Origin of the sequence: Sphingopyxis sp., assembly GCF_035686825.1 — a bacterium.
Classification (GTDB): Bacteria; Pseudomonadota; Alphaproteobacteria; order Sphingomonadales; family Sphingomonadaceae; genus Sphingopyxis.
The window spans coordinates 176,304-189,597 of sequence record NZ_DASRYZ010000005.1; the positions used below are offsets into that span (position 1 = coordinate 176,304).

Annotated in this window: 15 protein-coding genes; 11 read left to right on the top strand and 4 right to left on the bottom strand. The window is 64.4% G+C overall.

Going from position 1 to position 13,294, the window contains the following annotated elements; all coding sequences use genetic code 11:
• The first annotated feature begins 35 nt into the window (after window positions 1-35).
• On the top strand, window positions 36-362 hold the full coding sequence (locus tag VFG17_RS11890; protein ID WP_325029685.1) for an ArsR/SmtB family transcription factor: 327 nt from the start codon (window positions 36-38) through the stop codon (window positions 360-362).
• 53 nt (window positions 363-415) lie between these two features.
• Here VFG17_RS11890 and VFG17_RS11895 read toward each other — a convergent pair whose 3' ends face one another.
• From VFG17_RS11895 to VFG17_RS11905, 3 genes are all read right to left on the bottom strand, one after another.
• Window positions 416-2,257, bottom strand: coding sequence for a M2 family metallopeptidase (locus VFG17_RS11895; protein ID WP_325029686.1), 1,842 nt, complete (start codon window positions 2,255-2,257; stop codon window positions 416-418).
• A gap of 73 nt (window positions 2,258-2,330) precedes the next feature.
• A complete protein-coding gene (locus VFG17_RS11900) occupies window positions 2,331-3,083 on the bottom strand; it encodes an alpha/beta fold hydrolase (RefSeq protein WP_325029687.1) in 753 nt (250 codons plus the stop codon).
• Between the two features lie 44 nt (window positions 3,084-3,127).
• Window positions 3,128-3,775 (bottom strand): 2-hydroxychromene-2-carboxylate isomerase, encoded by a 648-nt coding sequence (locus VFG17_RS11905; RefSeq protein WP_325029688.1) that lies wholly within the window; start codon window positions 3,773-3,775, stop codon window positions 3,128-3,130.
• Window positions 3,776-3,909: 134 nt separating this feature from the next.
• Between VFG17_RS11905 and VFG17_RS11910 the strand changes: the two genes are divergently transcribed.
• From VFG17_RS11910 to VFG17_RS11935, 6 genes are all read left to right on the top strand, one after another.
• The gene (locus VFG17_RS11910) at window positions 3,910-4,356 is read left to right on the top strand and encodes a MarR family transcriptional regulator (RefSeq protein ID WP_325029689.1); all 447 of its coding nucleotides are present in this window, start codon (window positions 3,910-3,912) and stop codon (window positions 4,354-4,356) included.
• Window positions 4,356-5,456, top strand: coding sequence for an HlyD family secretion protein (locus VFG17_RS11915; protein WP_325029690.1), 1,101 nt, complete (start codon window positions 4,356-4,358; stop codon window positions 5,454-5,456). The genes VFG17_RS11910 and VFG17_RS11915 overlap by 1 nt, the downstream gene beginning before the upstream one ends.
• A 119-nt stretch (window positions 5,457-5,575) precedes the next feature.
• The gene (locus VFG17_RS11920; RefSeq protein ID WP_325029691.1) at window positions 5,576-7,168 is read left to right on the top strand and encodes an MDR family MFS transporter; all 1,593 of its coding nucleotides are present in this window, start codon (window positions 5,576-5,578) and stop codon (window positions 7,166-7,168) included.
• 100 nt (window positions 7,169-7,268) lie between these two features.
• On the top strand, window positions 7,269-7,751 hold the full coding sequence (locus VFG17_RS11925) for a hypothetical protein (RefSeq protein ID WP_325029692.1): 483 nt from the start codon (window positions 7,269-7,271) through the stop codon (window positions 7,749-7,751).
• Between the two features lie 177 nt (window positions 7,752-7,928).
• Window positions 7,929-8,597 (top strand): helix-turn-helix domain-containing protein, encoded by a 669-nt coding sequence (locus VFG17_RS11930; RefSeq protein WP_325029693.1) that lies wholly within the window; start codon window positions 7,929-7,931, stop codon window positions 8,595-8,597.
• A gap of 284 nt (window positions 8,598-8,881) precedes the next feature.
• On the top strand, window positions 8,882-10,393 hold the full coding sequence (locus tag VFG17_RS11935) for a serine hydrolase domain-containing protein (RefSeq protein WP_325029694.1): 1,512 nt from the start codon (window positions 8,882-8,884) through the stop codon (window positions 10,391-10,393).
• A gap of 78 nt (window positions 10,394-10,471) precedes the next feature.
• Here the strand turns inward: VFG17_RS11935 and VFG17_RS11940 are convergent, their stop codons facing one another.
• A complete protein-coding gene (locus VFG17_RS11940) occupies window positions 10,472-10,675 on the bottom strand; it encodes a hypothetical protein (RefSeq protein ID WP_325029695.1) in 204 nt (67 codons plus the stop codon).
• A 102-nt stretch (window positions 10,676-10,777) separates the two neighbouring features.
• Between VFG17_RS11940 and VFG17_RS11945 the strand changes: the two genes are divergently transcribed.
• Genes VFG17_RS11945 through rplS form a run of 4 tightly spaced genes read left to right on the top strand, consistent with a single transcriptional unit; the run spans window position 10,778 to window position 13,198 of the window.
• Window positions 10,778-11,701 (top strand): LysR substrate-binding domain-containing protein, encoded by a 924-nt coding sequence (locus VFG17_RS11945; protein WP_325029696.1) that lies wholly within the window; start codon window positions 10,778-10,780, stop codon window positions 11,699-11,701.
• Between the two features lie 52 nt (window positions 11,702-11,753).
• Entirely contained in the window at window positions 11,754-12,077 is a 324-nt protein-coding gene (locus VFG17_RS11950; RefSeq protein ID WP_325029697.1) for a hypothetical protein, read from the top strand.
• Window positions 12,078-12,815 (top strand): tRNA (guanosine(37)-N1)-methyltransferase TrmD, encoded by a 738-nt coding sequence (trmD, locus tag VFG17_RS11955; protein ID WP_325029698.1) that lies wholly within the window; start codon window positions 12,078-12,080, stop codon window positions 12,813-12,815.
• A 5-nt stretch (window positions 12,816-12,820) separates the two neighbouring features.
• Complete coding sequence (rplS, locus tag VFG17_RS11960) at window positions 12,821-13,198, top strand: 50S ribosomal protein L19 (protein ID WP_325029699.1); 378 nt, start codon at window positions 12,821-12,823, stop codon at window positions 13,196-13,198.
• Window positions 13,199-13,294: the final 96 nt, after the last annotated feature.

Sequence of the window (13,294 nt, forward strand, 5' to 3'; positions counted from 1 at the left end):
TGAGTCGGACGGATTTTATGTTATAAATTTATAACATGTCAATCCACGAAGAATATGACAAGGTTTTCAAGGCATTGTCGTCGCACGTCCGCCGCCAGATCCTCGACGACCTCAAGGACCAGCCGCTCACCACCGGCACGCTGTGCGGCAACTTCGCCAACATCGACCGCTGCACGGTGATGCAACATCTGAAGGTGCTGGAGGATGCCGGCCTCGTCATCGCCGAACGCCGCGGCCGCGAGCGCTGGAACCATCTCAACGCGATGCCGATCCAGGACATCCACGACCGCTGGATCGGCCCGCACGCCGCCGCGGCGACCGCGCGGCTCGCGCGCTTCAAGCAATCGGTCGAGGCGCAATGAAAAAGGCCGGGGCGTCGCCACCCCGGCCTCTTCGTCTTCGCTGAATTCGCTTCTCACCAGCCCGACGGCTTGCCCTTGTTCTGTTCGTCGAGCCATTTCTTCAGCGGCGCGAAATAGTCGGCCATCGCCTTGCCCGACATTTCGCGGTTGCCGGTGAAGGCTTCGAGCGCATCGGGCCACGGCTTCGACGCGCCCATTTCGAGCATCGCATTGAGCTTCGCGCCGACCTCTTTGTTGCCATAGAAGGAACAGCGGTGGAGCGGTCCCTTCCAGCCGGCCTGCTTGCACGCCGCCTGATAGAATTGGAACTGCAGCACGCGCGCGAGGAAGTAACGCGTGTAGGGCGTGTTGCCGGGGATATGGTATTTCGCACCCGCGTCGAACGCGTTCGCCGGCCGCTCACCCGGCGGGACGATGCCCTGATATTGGGTGCGCAGCTCAGTCCACGCCTTATTGTAGTCGGCGGGCTGGATCGAGCCGTCGAAGACGCCCCAGCGCCAGCGGTCGACGAGCAGGCCGAAGGGCAGGAAGGCGACCTTGTCCATCGCCTGCCGCAGCAAGAGGCCGATATCCTTGTCGGCGCTCGGCACCTTCGCCTTGTCGAGCAGGCCGATGTCGACCAGATATTGCGGGGTGATCGACAGCGCGACGAAATCGCCGATCGCCTCGTGGAAGCCGTCGTTCGCGCCGTTCAAATAGAGGAACGGCTGCTTGTTATAGGCGCGCTGGTAATAATTGTGCCCAAGTTCGTGGTGGATGGTGACGAAGTCGTCGGCATTCACCTTGATGCACATCTTGATGCGGATATCGTCCTTGTTGTCGATATCCCATGCCGAGGCGTGGCAGATGACTTCGCGGTCGGCGGGCTTGGTGAACAGGCTGCGCTTCCAAAAGGTCTCGGGCAGTGGCGCCATGTCAAGCGACGAATAGAAATTCTCGCCCGCCTTGACCATGTCGAGCGGGGTCTTGCCCTGCGCGGTGAGCAGGTCGCCGATGTCGTAACCGAGATCACCCGCGCCCGCCGGCGCGACGAGCGGATAGATATTGCCCCATTCCTGCGCCCACATATTGCCGAGCAGGTCGGCGCGGATCGGGCCGGTCTTCGGCTGCACCGCATCGCCATATTTCTCGTTGAGTTTCCAGCGGACATAGGTGTGGAGCGCCACGTAAAGCGGCTTCATGTCCTGCCAGATCTTCTCGGTCAGTTTGGCGAACTCCTCGGGCGGCATGTCATAACCCGAACGCCACATCGCGCCGGTGTTCGCGAAGCCGAGTTCCTTCGCGCCCTCGTTGGCGATGCCGACCATGCGCGCGTAGTCATTCTTCATCGGCGCGCCGACATTGTCGTGCCAGCTCGTCCACATTTCGGCATATTCGGCGGGCGTATGCTCGAGATTGCCCATCTCGGCCTCGATATCCGAACCCGAAATTTCCTTGCCGTTCAGCGTGCCGCGACCCTTGCCATATTGCGACTGCAGGTTCGTCGCGATCTGATTGAGCTCGGTCGCAGCGCCAGGCGTCGTCGGCGCGGGCAGCACGATGCCGGTGCGCAAAATGTCGAGCTTGCGCTTGGTGTCGGCGCTCAGCCCCGCGACATTCATATATTTGGCGGCCTCGAGCGCATATTTGACCGACTTTTCGGTGCCGACCGCGTTGATTCGCGCCGCCATCGCGTCGGTATCCTCGGTGATGTAGGTCGCGTTGACCCAGTTCACCTGGCTCGCCTCGACCGTATAGTCGAACAAATCCTTTTCGACCGCGGCGATAAAGGCGTCGGCTTCGGCGGCGGTTGGGGCAGCGGCGGCCGGAGCCGCGGCGGGTGCGCTCTGAGCAAAGGCGGGGGTCGCCACCGCGAGCGACAGGGCAAGCGACAGCGTCGAAATCATGGCTTTCATGGGTGCGTCCTCTGGATGTTCTATCAGCGCTCTCTGGCACATAGGAACAGCTAGGCGCTCGGCGCGAGTCCGGTCAAGTCGCGAGAAAGGCGGCGATCGCCTCGCCCAGCTCGGGCTCCGTCACGCTCGACATATGCGTTCCGGGAATCGTCGCAAGCCGCGCGTCGGGCAAGGACGCGACCAACTCTTCGGCCGATCCATTGTCCTGGTCCTGCTCGCCGCAGACAACGAGCACCGGCATGGTCAGCGCCGCGAGCATTTCGGGCGTCGTGTCGGTGAATGTGTCGAGCAGATGCCCCGCCGCGATGCGATCGACCTTCATCGTCTTCATGAACTGGATCGACAGCCAGGTGTCGTCGCCGCGCTTCGCGCTTTCATATTCGGCGATCACGCGCTTGAAGAAGCGCCCGCGCCGCTGCCAGCCGGCGAGCCCGGCGAGTCCCATGCCGCCGAGGATCAGCCGCCCGGGTTTCATCCCAGCGACCACCGCACGCGCGCTCGTCCGCGCGCCGAGCGAGAAGCCGCCAAGATCGAAGTCGGTCAGGTCCAGATGCGCGACGAGATCCTCCAGGTCGCGGACCAGCACGTCGGGCGGATAAAATTCCTCCTCGTGCGGCGCGTCGCTCGATCCATGCACGCGCAGGTCGGGCATGATCACGCGGTATCCGTCGCGGGCGATGCGCGCCGCGGTGCCGAACTTGATCCAGTTGACCTCGCCGCTCGAAAACAGGCCGTGCAGCAAAATCAGCGGACGACCTTCGCCCGTCTCGCGCCACGCCAGCCGCACGCCGTCGCGCGCTTCGAAAAACTTCGGTTCGATCGTCATGCGACGCGCTATGCCTCCTTGAAGGGCGATCGGGCAAGCGCCGATCAGCGCGGGAGAAGGCCCTTTTGCTCCATGCGCCATTTCGCCATTTCGATCCGGTCCTGCCCGAAAAAGGGCTCGCCTTCGAACACCAGGGTCGGCACGCCCCAATGGCCCGCGATTTCGAGCGCGACCTGATTGCCGGCGATTTCATTGTCGAGCGCCGCGGCCTCGCGCACCGCCTCGTCGTCGAGTTCGGCAAGGTCGAGGCCGGCGCGCTTTGCGGCATCCGCAAGATGATCGCCGAGATGCCAGTCCTGCGCGCCGCCCCAAATGAGCTGGCCGACTTCATGCGCGAAGGCGAGCCCCTTGCCGCGCCGCGACGCCGCCTGCCCGAGCCGGGTGAGGCGATGGATATAGGGTTGCTCGGCCGCGATCTCGCGCGTCGCGACATTCTGGACGATCGGATCGGGACGCGGGGGGCCGAAGGGAATGCCGTGGAACTGCGCGACGCGGATCATGTCGCGCATCGTGTAGCTCAGCCAATTGGGATGATTGCGCTCGAAGAAGTCGGGCTGGCGGATCGCGAGCGGATAGACGGGGCGCAGGTTGATCGTCAGGTCGTGGCTGGCGGCGAGCGCGCGATAGCGGCCGATCGCGAGATAGCTGTAGGGCGAGCGGAAGGACCAGAAGAGGTCGGCGGTCAGAGTCATGACGCCATCCTGCCGCAAGGGCGGGCGGGCGACAAGGGTGGAGGCAAGTGATTGGTCCGATGTGAAAGGTTACGAACTTCCCGCGGAGCGTTCATGTGTTGAATATAGTAGCAATTGCTATTATATCCTATGACATGAGCGAGACGATCGGATATCTGCTGAACGATAGCGCGCGCCTGTTCCGGCGCGCGTTCAACGCGCGCACTAAGGACAGCGGCATCACCGCGCTGCAATGGCGGCTGATCACCTACCTGCGGCGCCACGAGGGAATCCGGCAAGGTCCGCTCGCCGAGTTGATCGAGGTCGAGCCGATCACGCTGTCGCGGATGGTCGACCGGCTGGCCGAGGCCGGACTGGTCGAGCGCCGCGCCGACCCCGCCGACCGCCGCGCCTGGCAGCTCTATCTGACGCCGCGCGCCGGCGAACTGCTCGGCGGGATGCGCGCCACCGCCGACGCGCTGACCGCCGAAGCGACCGAAGGGCTGAGCGCCGCCGAGCGCGAGCAGCTGATCGACCTCGTCGAGCGCGTCCGCGCCAACCTGTCCCGCCGCATCTGCCAAAAAGAAAATGAGACCGTTTGATGGACCAGCTCTCCCCCTCCCGCCCGAAAGCCGAAGAGGCGACGCCGCCGAAGCGCGCACCGAAGGCCGATCCGCTGCCCGACCCCGCGCCCGCCGCCGAAGCCGCGCCCAAGGCGAACTGGCGCACGCGGCTGTTGATGTTCGGCCTGCCCGCCCTGCTGATCGCGGGCGGTGCCGGCTGGTGGCTGACGAGCGGCGGATCGGTGTCGACCGACAACGCCTATGTCCAGATGGACAAGGTGTCGGTCGCGGCCGAAGTTGGCGGACGGATCACCGAAGTTGCCGTCCGCGACGGCCAGCAGGTCGCGAAAGGCCAATTGCTCTTTCGCATCGACGGCGAGCCCTATGCGCTGAGCGTCGCGCAGGCGACCGCGGCGATCGACGCCGCCAGGGTCGAGGTCGGCAATCTGGCGGCGAGCGCGAACACGTCGAGCGTCGATATCGCCGCGGCGCGCGAGGATGTGAAGTTCGCGCAGGTGACTTTCGACCGGCAGGCCGCGTTGATGGAAAAGGGCTTCACCACCAAGGCGGCCTATGACGCGTCGCGCCATGCACTTCAGCAGGCGCGCGAAAGCGTCCGGCAGGCCGAAGCCGCCGCCGCCGAAGCGCGCACCAAACTCGCCGCCGGACCGTCGAGCGGGATCAACCCGCAGGTCGAAGCGGCGCGCGTCCAGCGGTCGCAGGCGCAGGTGAACCTCGACCGGACAACGGTGCGCGCGCCGGGCGCGGGGCGCATCGCGCAGTCGGACCGGCTGCAGGTCGGTCAGATGATGGTCGCGGGACTGCCCGCGGTGACGCTGGTCGACACCGCGCATCCGTGGGTCGAGGCCAATTTCAAGGAAACCGACCTTGCGAACATGCGCGTCGGCCAGCGCGCCGAAATCAGCTTCGACGCCTATCCGGGACTGACGGTGCGCGGCCATGTGCTGACGATCGGCGCGGGCACGGGCAGCGAATTTTCGGTGCTGCCCGCGCAGAACGCCACCGGCAACTGGGTCAAGGTGACGCAGCGCGTGCCGGTGCGGATCGCCTTCGACGAAACGCCGTCGCGCGATATGATCGCGGGGCTGTCGGCCGATGTGCGGGTGTTTACGAAGTAAGCGCCGTGCCGCTCCCCACCCTGATTTCGTCATTCCCGCGAAAGCGGGAACCCGGTTGCGACGTTCGCTCGCTGGGTTCCCGCTTTCGCGGGAATGACGAGGATTGTTGAGAACCGGAAATGGCCAGCAACGCCCTCCCTCGCCGGTCCGCCGCCGCGGCCTTGCCCGACAACGATATGATCCCGCTCCACGAGCGCGTGCGCTATCGCGGGCTGCTGACGGTGGCCGTCATGGGCGCGTCGATCATGCAGATCCTCGACACGACGATCGCCAACGTCGCCATCCCGCACATGCAGTCGGCGCTCGGCGCGACGAGCGAGACGGTGACCTGGGTGCTGACGAGCTATATCCTCGCCTCGGCGATCGCGATGCCGATCACCGGCTGGCTCGCCGACCGCATCGGGCGGCGCGAGCTGTTCCTCGGCGCGGTCGCGGGTTTCATCGTCGCGTCGATGGCGTGCGGCGCGGCGCAGACGCTCGACCAGATGGTCGCCTTTCGCTTCATGCAGGGGATTTTCGCGGCGTTCATCGGGCCGCTGTCGCAGTCGGTGATGCTCGACATCAACCCGCCCGAACGCCACGCGCGCGCGATGTCGATCTGGGGCATGGGGATCATGATCGGGCCGATCCTGGGGCCCGTGCTCGGCGGCTGGCTGACCGAAAGCGTCAACTGGCGCTGGGTCTTTTACGTCAACCTTCCCGTCGGATTGCTGACGCTCGCGATGATGTGGGCGCTGTTGCCCGCGACGCGCAGGACCGATCGCAAGTTCGACCTGTTCGGCTTCTCGATGCTCGCGCTCGGCCTCGCCGCGCTGCAATTGATGCTCGACCGCGGCGCGCACGAGGACTGGTTCAACAGCGTCGAAATCTGGATCGAGTGCGGGGTCGCCATCGCGTGCCTGTGGATGTTCTTCGTCCACCTGTTCACCGCGCGCGGCGATACGCTGTTCAACCGCAAGATGCTCGCCGACCGCAACCTCGTCACCGCGATGGGTTTCATGGTCGTGATCGGGGTGGTGATGTTCGCGTCGATGGCGCTGCTGCCGCCGATGCTGCAGAATCTGTTCGGCTGGCCGGTGATCGACACCGGGATCGTTCTCGCGGTGCGCGGGGTCGGCATTTTGATGAGCATGTGGGTCGCGGGGCAATTGCTCGGCCGGATCGACGCGCGCTGGCTGGTCGGCACCGGCCTGCTCGTCGCCGCTTATTCGTTGTGGCAGATGAGCCACTGGTCGCTCGCGATGGGGATGGAGCCGGTGATCGTCAGCGGGCTGGTGCAGGGGATCGGCATGGGCCTGATCTTCATTCCGCTCAACACCATGGCGTTCGCGACGATCGCACCGCAGCATCGCACCGACGGATCGAGCCTGCTCAACCTGCTCCGCAGCCTCGGCGCGTCGGTCGGCATTTCGGTCGTCACCACGCTGCTCGGCGTGAACACGCAGACGAGCCACGAGGATCTGGCGGCGCATGTCACCAACAGCTCGTTCGGCCTGCTCGACCCGTCGACCTCCGACCGTTTCGGCATCGCGGGCGACGCGGCGATGGCGATGGTCAATGCCGAGATCAACCGGCAGGCGGCGATGGTCGCCTATATCGACGATTTCTGGCTGATGATGTGGGTGACGCTGGCATCGGTGCCGCTGGTGGTGCTGCTGAGACCGCCGAAGCCGGGCGGGCCGAAGGCGTCGGCGGCGGATATGGGGCATTAGCGACGACTACGGCGGGCGTCGGGGGGTGTCACTTATGACCGCTCCCGACCGGTAGCTGCCATAGAAAACATCGGTAGGATTTTGCGCTATGGCAAGAGTGATGAAGCGACGCCCATTTCTCATAGGAATGTTGTCCGGGGTTGCATTGGCGATCGCAAGCGTCGGCGGTGCCACATTGCTTTCGAAGAAACAGGCACCCCAATATCTTCGAGTGATCGATGATAACCCACATTCTATTCAAGGGCCAAACAACGAACAGGAATTTGGCCCTCTCAGCGCGAGACTGATCAGAAATTGCAAGATTGAGCGGTTCGTCACGGACTCGCCGCAACCGGATTATACTGGTTCATCATTTGTCAAAATTGATGGAATGCCAAAAGCCTACCTGAATTGTCTAATTGGCGAAGCGCGCACCAACTCATTGTCTATCGCAATCGTCGACGGCATCGATACGACGCCAGCCGAGTGCATTGGCGGATGGCCGACGCGCTTCCAAAAGGAGTCGCCCGGGGGATTTGAATTGTGTCGTGGACAGAAGAATCCAAATCCAATCTTTATACCCACGTCACCGCCCAAGCGTTAGTCCGTTTCCACCCCAAACCAGACATCGCCACCACTCCCCCACACCCGCGCCCCCGCGAATTGAAACCCCGCTGCCGCATCTGTTACCCTGCCACGCCGATGCGACATTCGGGGTCCGCGGCCATCTTTCCCTGCCCTCGCTAACGATCTTTTAACCAGCGCGGCCCAACAAATCTTTATGGCCATTTCCGGATATTTTCTTCCCTTGGCACCCGGCGCCGACAAACGGCAAGACGGACGCCGAAAACTCAGCCTCCTCACCAAGGGCGCGCGGCATGACGGCACGGGCATCGATGTCCGAATCCACAATATCTCGGGATCGGGCCTGCTGTTCGAAAGCGACATCAAGCTCGCGACCGGCGACAGAATCGAAATCGAGCTTCCGCATGCCGGCGACATAACGGCCATCGTCATCTGGGCCAGCGGACGGCATTTCGGCTGCCAGTTCGAAGGTCCGGTATCGCGCGCGACGCTGAGCGCCGTGGAACTGAAGAGCGCTACCGACGCGGCGCCCGTCACCCCGGAAGAAGACACGGAATTGGCGAACGGCGAATCCTTCGGCGACCGCCTGCAGCGACTCCGCATCGAAGCGAAGCTCGACCGGGCCGAGGTTGCCAAGCGCATGCGCGTCAGCGCGGCGTCGGTTCTGGGCTGGGAAAAGGGCCGGGCCCGCCCCAAGCCCAACCGGATGGCGGCGCTCGCGAAGATACTCGGCGTCGCGACCTCCGACCTGCTCGGCGAGGCCACGCCCGAAGGGATGCAGGAGTTGATCGACCGCGGCCGCGAACAGATCGCACGCGCCATCGGCATAAGCGCCGACCGGATCCGGATCATCGTCGAATTTTAGGCGGCGCATGGCGCACGGCGGGCTGAAGACCCGGGCGGCGGATATGGGCATTAGGAGGGGCACGGCGGCTTTGGGGTGGGAAGCGGACAGCAAACTACCCTCGCTTCGTCATCCCGGACTTGATCCGGGATCCACGACGACGGCGCAGCTATGGATCCCGGATCAAGTCCGGGATGACGATGAAGGAAGGTCAGCAAGCGGTCGTTTCCAGACGATAGCTTTCACGCGGATTGTCGGCTCTTCCCGGCGCCGCTAACCTGACGGCGATTGGCTGTGGAGGGACTATGCGCTGGAAATCGGGTTTCGCTTTTGCTCTCATGCTTACAGGCGCGGTTTCCGCTGCAGGTCAGGAAACGCCGCCTGAAACCCTAGATCAACTCGCCCCCGAAATCGACGCGCTGTTCGCCAAATATCAGGCCGAAGAGCATATCCCCGGCCTCGTCTATGGCGTCGTCAAGGACGGCAAGCTCGCCTATGTGAAGGGCATCGGCGTCCAGTCCCTCACCGACAAGCGCCCGGTCACCCCCGACAGCCTGTTCCGCATCGCCTCGATGACCAAGGCGTTCACCGCGCTCGCGATCCTCAAGCTGCGCGACGACGGCAAGCTCCGCCTCGACGATCTCGCCGAAGACCATATCCCCGAAATGAGGGGCTGGACCTACCCGACCAAGGACAGCCCGCGCATCCGTATCCGCGACCTGCTCCAGCATGTCGGCGGCTTCGTCACCGACGACCCGTGGGGCGACCGGCAGCAGGTGTTGCCGCAGGAAGACTTCACCAAGATGATCGCCGCGGGCGTGCCGTTCAGCCGCGTGCCGCAGAGCCGCCACGAATATTCGAACTTCGGCTATGCGCTGCTCGGCCGCATCGTCGCCAATGCGTCGGGCATGGCCTATACCGATTATGTCCGTCAGACGATCCTGACCCCGCTCGGCATGGCGGCGAGCGGCTTCGACGTCACCCAGACGCCCAAGGCGCGCTATGCGCTCGGCTATCGCTGGGAAAACGGGCGCTGGTCGCCCGAGCCCGAAATGGCCGACGGCGCGTTCAACAGCATGGGCGGGCTGCAGGTCAGCGCGAACGACTATGCGAAGTGGGTCGCCTTTCTGCTCGCGGCGTGGCCCGCGCGCGACGATGCCGACGCCGGTCCGGTGAAGCGATCGACGGTGCGCGAGGTGGCGCAGGGACTCAACTTCGTGTCGGTGACCAATCGCATCGGCGCAAGCGGCGCGAGCGCGTGCAAGCAGGCGGCCGCCTATGGCATGGGCTGGCGCGTCGCGCAGGATTGCGATCTCGGGCTGACGCTCGCGCACGGCGGCGGTTATCCCGGTTACGGCAGCCATGTGATGCTGATGCCCGATCACGGGGTCGGCGTCTTCGCGCTGGCGAACCGCACCTACGCCGGGCCGTCGGCGCCCGCGTGGGATACTGCGGTAGCGATGGAGAGGGCGGGACTGCTCGAACCGCGCGAGGTGCCGGTGTCGAGCGCGGTGGCGGAAGCTTATGCGGCGGCAAAGGCCGCTTATGCCGCGGGTAATCTCAGCCCGCTTCAGGGCAGGCTCGCGATGAATTTCCTGATGGACCGCTCGGCCGCCAATTGGGCGGCCGAATTCGCGGTGCTGAAGGAAGCGGTCGGCGAGTGCCCCGCCGACGAGCCGCTCGCGCCGATGGGCGCGATGTCGACCGCCTTCCGGCTCAACTGCGAAAAGGGCAAGCTCGACGGGATATTGCTGCTCGCCCCGACGACGCCGCCGACCGTTCAGGCGCTGCGCTTCCGGATCGTCTCGCCCGACTGATGAAAACGGGACGGGGTCTTTGCAAGGGACGACCCCGTCCCGCTTCGCCCTGGACCTTTTGAGAGGGGAGGCAGGGATTTATCGCGCGCGGCGGCGCGGGCGGATGCCGCAACGTGCTGCCGCGCGGGTGAAGACGCTGTCTTCGCCGGGCGCGCTCGGCAGGGCGATCCATTCGCCGAGGCGGCGGAACGGGGCCGCGAGCCGGTGGAGGCCGCGGGTGATATCGGCGCTGAAATGATCATGACCGTCATTCCAAACGCGCATGAAATGCTCGTCTTTCATCGCTCATCTCCTTTCGCTTGAGTGCAGCCTAGATGCGCCTTTCCACACCGCGCCGCCAACAAAAGGCGTGGACCATGATATAAGTCTGGCTTATATGGTCGCATGTCCCGCCTTCCGCCCCTCGCCGCCATACGAACCTTCGAGGCCGCCGGACGCCTGCAGAATTTCTCGCGCGCTGCCGAAGAGCTGGGGCTGACGCAGGCGGCGGTGAGTTATCAGGTCCGCCAATTGGAAGACCGGCTCGGCCGCGCGCTCTTCGTGCGCGAAAAGGGGCGCGTGCGCCTCTCCGAAACCGGGCAGCGGCTGCTCCCCGCGATTTCGGGCGCCTTCGCCGCGATGGGCGACGCCTTTGCCGCATTGGGCAGCGACGAGGCCGAAGTGCTCACGATCAACGCCGCGACGAGCTTCGGCGGCACCTGGCTCAGCGCGCGCATCGGCGGCTTCCAGCTCGCCTATCCCGAACTCGCGGTGCGCATGGCAATGAGCAACGAATTGGTCGACTTCGATGCCTCGAACGTCGATGTCGCGATCCGCATCGGCCCGGGAGGGTGGCCGGGGCTGCGCGCCGATTTTCTGATGCGCCAATATCTCGCACCGATGGCCTCGCCCGCCTTTATCGAGGCGCATGACATTCGTGAGCCTGCCGACCTGTTGCGCGTCCAGCGGCTCGCGCCCAACGACAGCTGGTGGGCCGAATGGTTCGCCGCCGCCGGTGTCGACACGCCGCCCGTGCCGTCGCGCCGCGGGATCGAACTCGACAGCCAGTTGCAGGAAGCGAGCGCGGTGCAGGCGGGTTTCGGCGTCGCGATGATGACCCCGCTCTATTGGCAGGCCGAACTCGCGAGCGGGCGCATGGTCCAGCCCTTCGACACCCTCTATGTCTCGGCGCGATCGGGGATGTGGCTCGTCCACCGCGAAAATCGCGTCGGGGTGCGCAAGATCGAACGCTTCCGCGAATGGCTGCGCGCCGAGATCGACAAGGATCGCCACCTGCTCCCCGAGGCGCTATGGCAGCCGCCGCCTTGAACCGCGCAGGTCTTTCGGGCGCGAAGCCCCAAAAAATGGTGAAGGAAGAATTATGAGTTATTCCATTCCGCTGGGAGAGTTGCGGGGGGTGGTGACTCTGATCGCCTGGATCGCAGTCCTGATATTCGTGACGTGGATGATTTCTCGGGTAAACGAACGCTTCTTTCGGTTGGCATCGCCGCTAGTGGCGGCCCTCGCGGTCATCGTCTCGGTTGTTCTGCCTATTTGGTTTATTATCGCCGGACCCAATGTCAGGCGAGTTCACACTTTGCCAACGCTTGCCACCGTCGTCGGCGCATTCGCCATTTCGTGGATTGCGTGTCGCATATTTCTCCGCCGAAGGACAAAGACCCATGATGCGAGCCTGTTCGATTAGATGACCTTCACCGCCGTTCCCCTCACTCTCTATCCCGACATGTTCCCCGGACCGCTGGGGCACAGCATGGCGGGGCGCGCGCTCGAAAGCGGGACCTGGCACTGCGCACCGGTGCAGATCCGCGATTTCGCGGCCGACAAGCACCGCACCGTCGACGACACGCCCGCGGGCGGCGGCGCGGGCATGGTGCTCAAGGCCGATGTGCTGGCGGCTGCGATCGACCACGCGATGGCGGCGCATCCGGGCTTGCCCGTGCTCGCGATGACCCCGCGCGGGGCGCCGGTCACGCAGGCGCGCGTGCGCCAGCTTGCGGCGGGTCCCGGCGCGATCATCCTCTGCGGCCGCTTCGAGGGATTCGACGAGCGTATCTTCGACGCAAGGCCTATCGAGGAAGTGTCGATGGGCGACATCATATTGTCGGGCGGCGAGATGGGGGCGCTATTGCTGCTCGACGCTTGCATTCGGCTGCTTCCCGGCGTAATGGGCGCGGCTTCAAGCGGGGACGACGAATCGTTCGAAAACGGTTTGCTCGAATATCCGCATTATACCCGGCCCGTTAACTGGGAAGGGCGCACGATCCCCGAAGTGCTGCGATCGGGGGATCATGCGAAGATCGCCGCCTGGCGGAAACAACAGGCGGAAGATCATACACGGTTACGCAGGCCGGACCTTTGGGAGCGCCATGAGGGCGCTCGGGACCGACCTGCCTCTGGCGCGCGGCGAAAAGAAAAGGACTAGAGGACATGAACCTCATCCAGACGATCGAAGCCGAAGAAATTGCCAAGGCTGACAAGACCATTCCGACCTTCCGTCCCGGCGACACGCTGAAAGTCGGCGTGAAGGTGGTCGAAGGCGAACGCACCCGCGTCCAGAATTTCGAAGGCGTGTGCATCGCACGCTCGAACAAGGGCATGGGCTCCAACTTCACCGTGCGCAAAATGTCGTTCGGCGAAGGTGTCGAGCGCGTGTTCCCGCTCTACTCGCCCAACATCGATTCGATTACCGTCGTCCGTAAGGGCGCTGTCCGTCGTGCGAAGCTTTACTATCTGCGTGGGCGCACTGGTAAATCGGCACGTATTGCGGAGCGCCGCGATTACCGGTCGGAAGCCGGCGAAGGCTAAGGAGAGCTTCTCTCACCCAAAGCCGAAACAGCTTTCAAAAACGACCGGTTCCGCCAACAGGCAGAACCGGTCGTTTTCTTTTGGGCAAAGCGAATC

Coding starts and splice junctions, on each gene's coding strand:
- VFG17_RS11890 (WP_325029685.1), top strand. CDS start 36: ATGTCAATCCACGAAGAATATGACAAGGTTTTCAAGGCATTGTCGTCG.
- VFG17_RS11895 (WP_325029686.1), bottom strand. CDS start 2,257: ATGAAAGCCATGATTTCGACGCTGTCGCTTGCCCTGTCGCTCGCGGTG.
- VFG17_RS11900 (WP_325029687.1), bottom strand. CDS start 3,083: ATGACGATCGAACCGAAGTTTTTCGAAGCGCGCGACGGCGTGCGGCTG.
- VFG17_RS11905 (WP_325029688.1), bottom strand. CDS start 3,775: ATGACTCTGACCGCCGACCTCTTCTGGTCCTTCCGCTCGCCCTACAGC.
- VFG17_RS11910 (WP_325029689.1), top strand. CDS start 3,910: ATGAGCGAGACGATCGGATATCTGCTGAACGATAGCGCGCGCCTGTTC.
- VFG17_RS11915 (WP_325029690.1), top strand. CDS start 4,356: ATGGACCAGCTCTCCCCCTCCCGCCCGAAAGCCGAAGAGGCGACGCCG.
- VFG17_RS11920 (WP_325029691.1), top strand. CDS start 5,576: ATGGCCAGCAACGCCCTCCCTCGCCGGTCCGCCGCCGCGGCCTTGCCC.
- VFG17_RS11925 (WP_325029692.1), top strand. CDS start 7,269: ATGAAGCGACGCCCATTTCTCATAGGAATGTTGTCCGGGGTTGCATTG.
- VFG17_RS11930 (WP_325029693.1), top strand. CDS start 7,929: ATGGCCATTTCCGGATATTTTCTTCCCTTGGCACCCGGCGCCGACAAA.
- VFG17_RS11935 (WP_325029694.1), top strand. CDS start 8,882: ATGCGCTGGAAATCGGGTTTCGCTTTTGCTCTCATGCTTACAGGCGCG.
- VFG17_RS11940 (WP_325029695.1), bottom strand. CDS start 10,675: ATGAAAGACGAGCATTTCATGCGCGTTTGGAATGACGGTCATGATCAT.
- VFG17_RS11945 (WP_325029696.1), top strand. CDS start 10,778: ATGTCCCGCCTTCCGCCCCTCGCCGCCATACGAACCTTCGAGGCCGCC.
- VFG17_RS11950 (WP_325029697.1), top strand. CDS start 11,754: ATGAGTTATTCCATTCCGCTGGGAGAGTTGCGGGGGGTGGTGACTCTG.
- trmD (WP_325029698.1), top strand. CDS start 12,078: ATGACCTTCACCGCCGTTCCCCTCACTCTCTATCCCGACATGTTCCCC.
- rplS (WP_325029699.1), top strand. CDS start 12,821: ATGAACCTCATCCAGACGATCGAAGCCGAAGAAATTGCCAAGGCTGAC.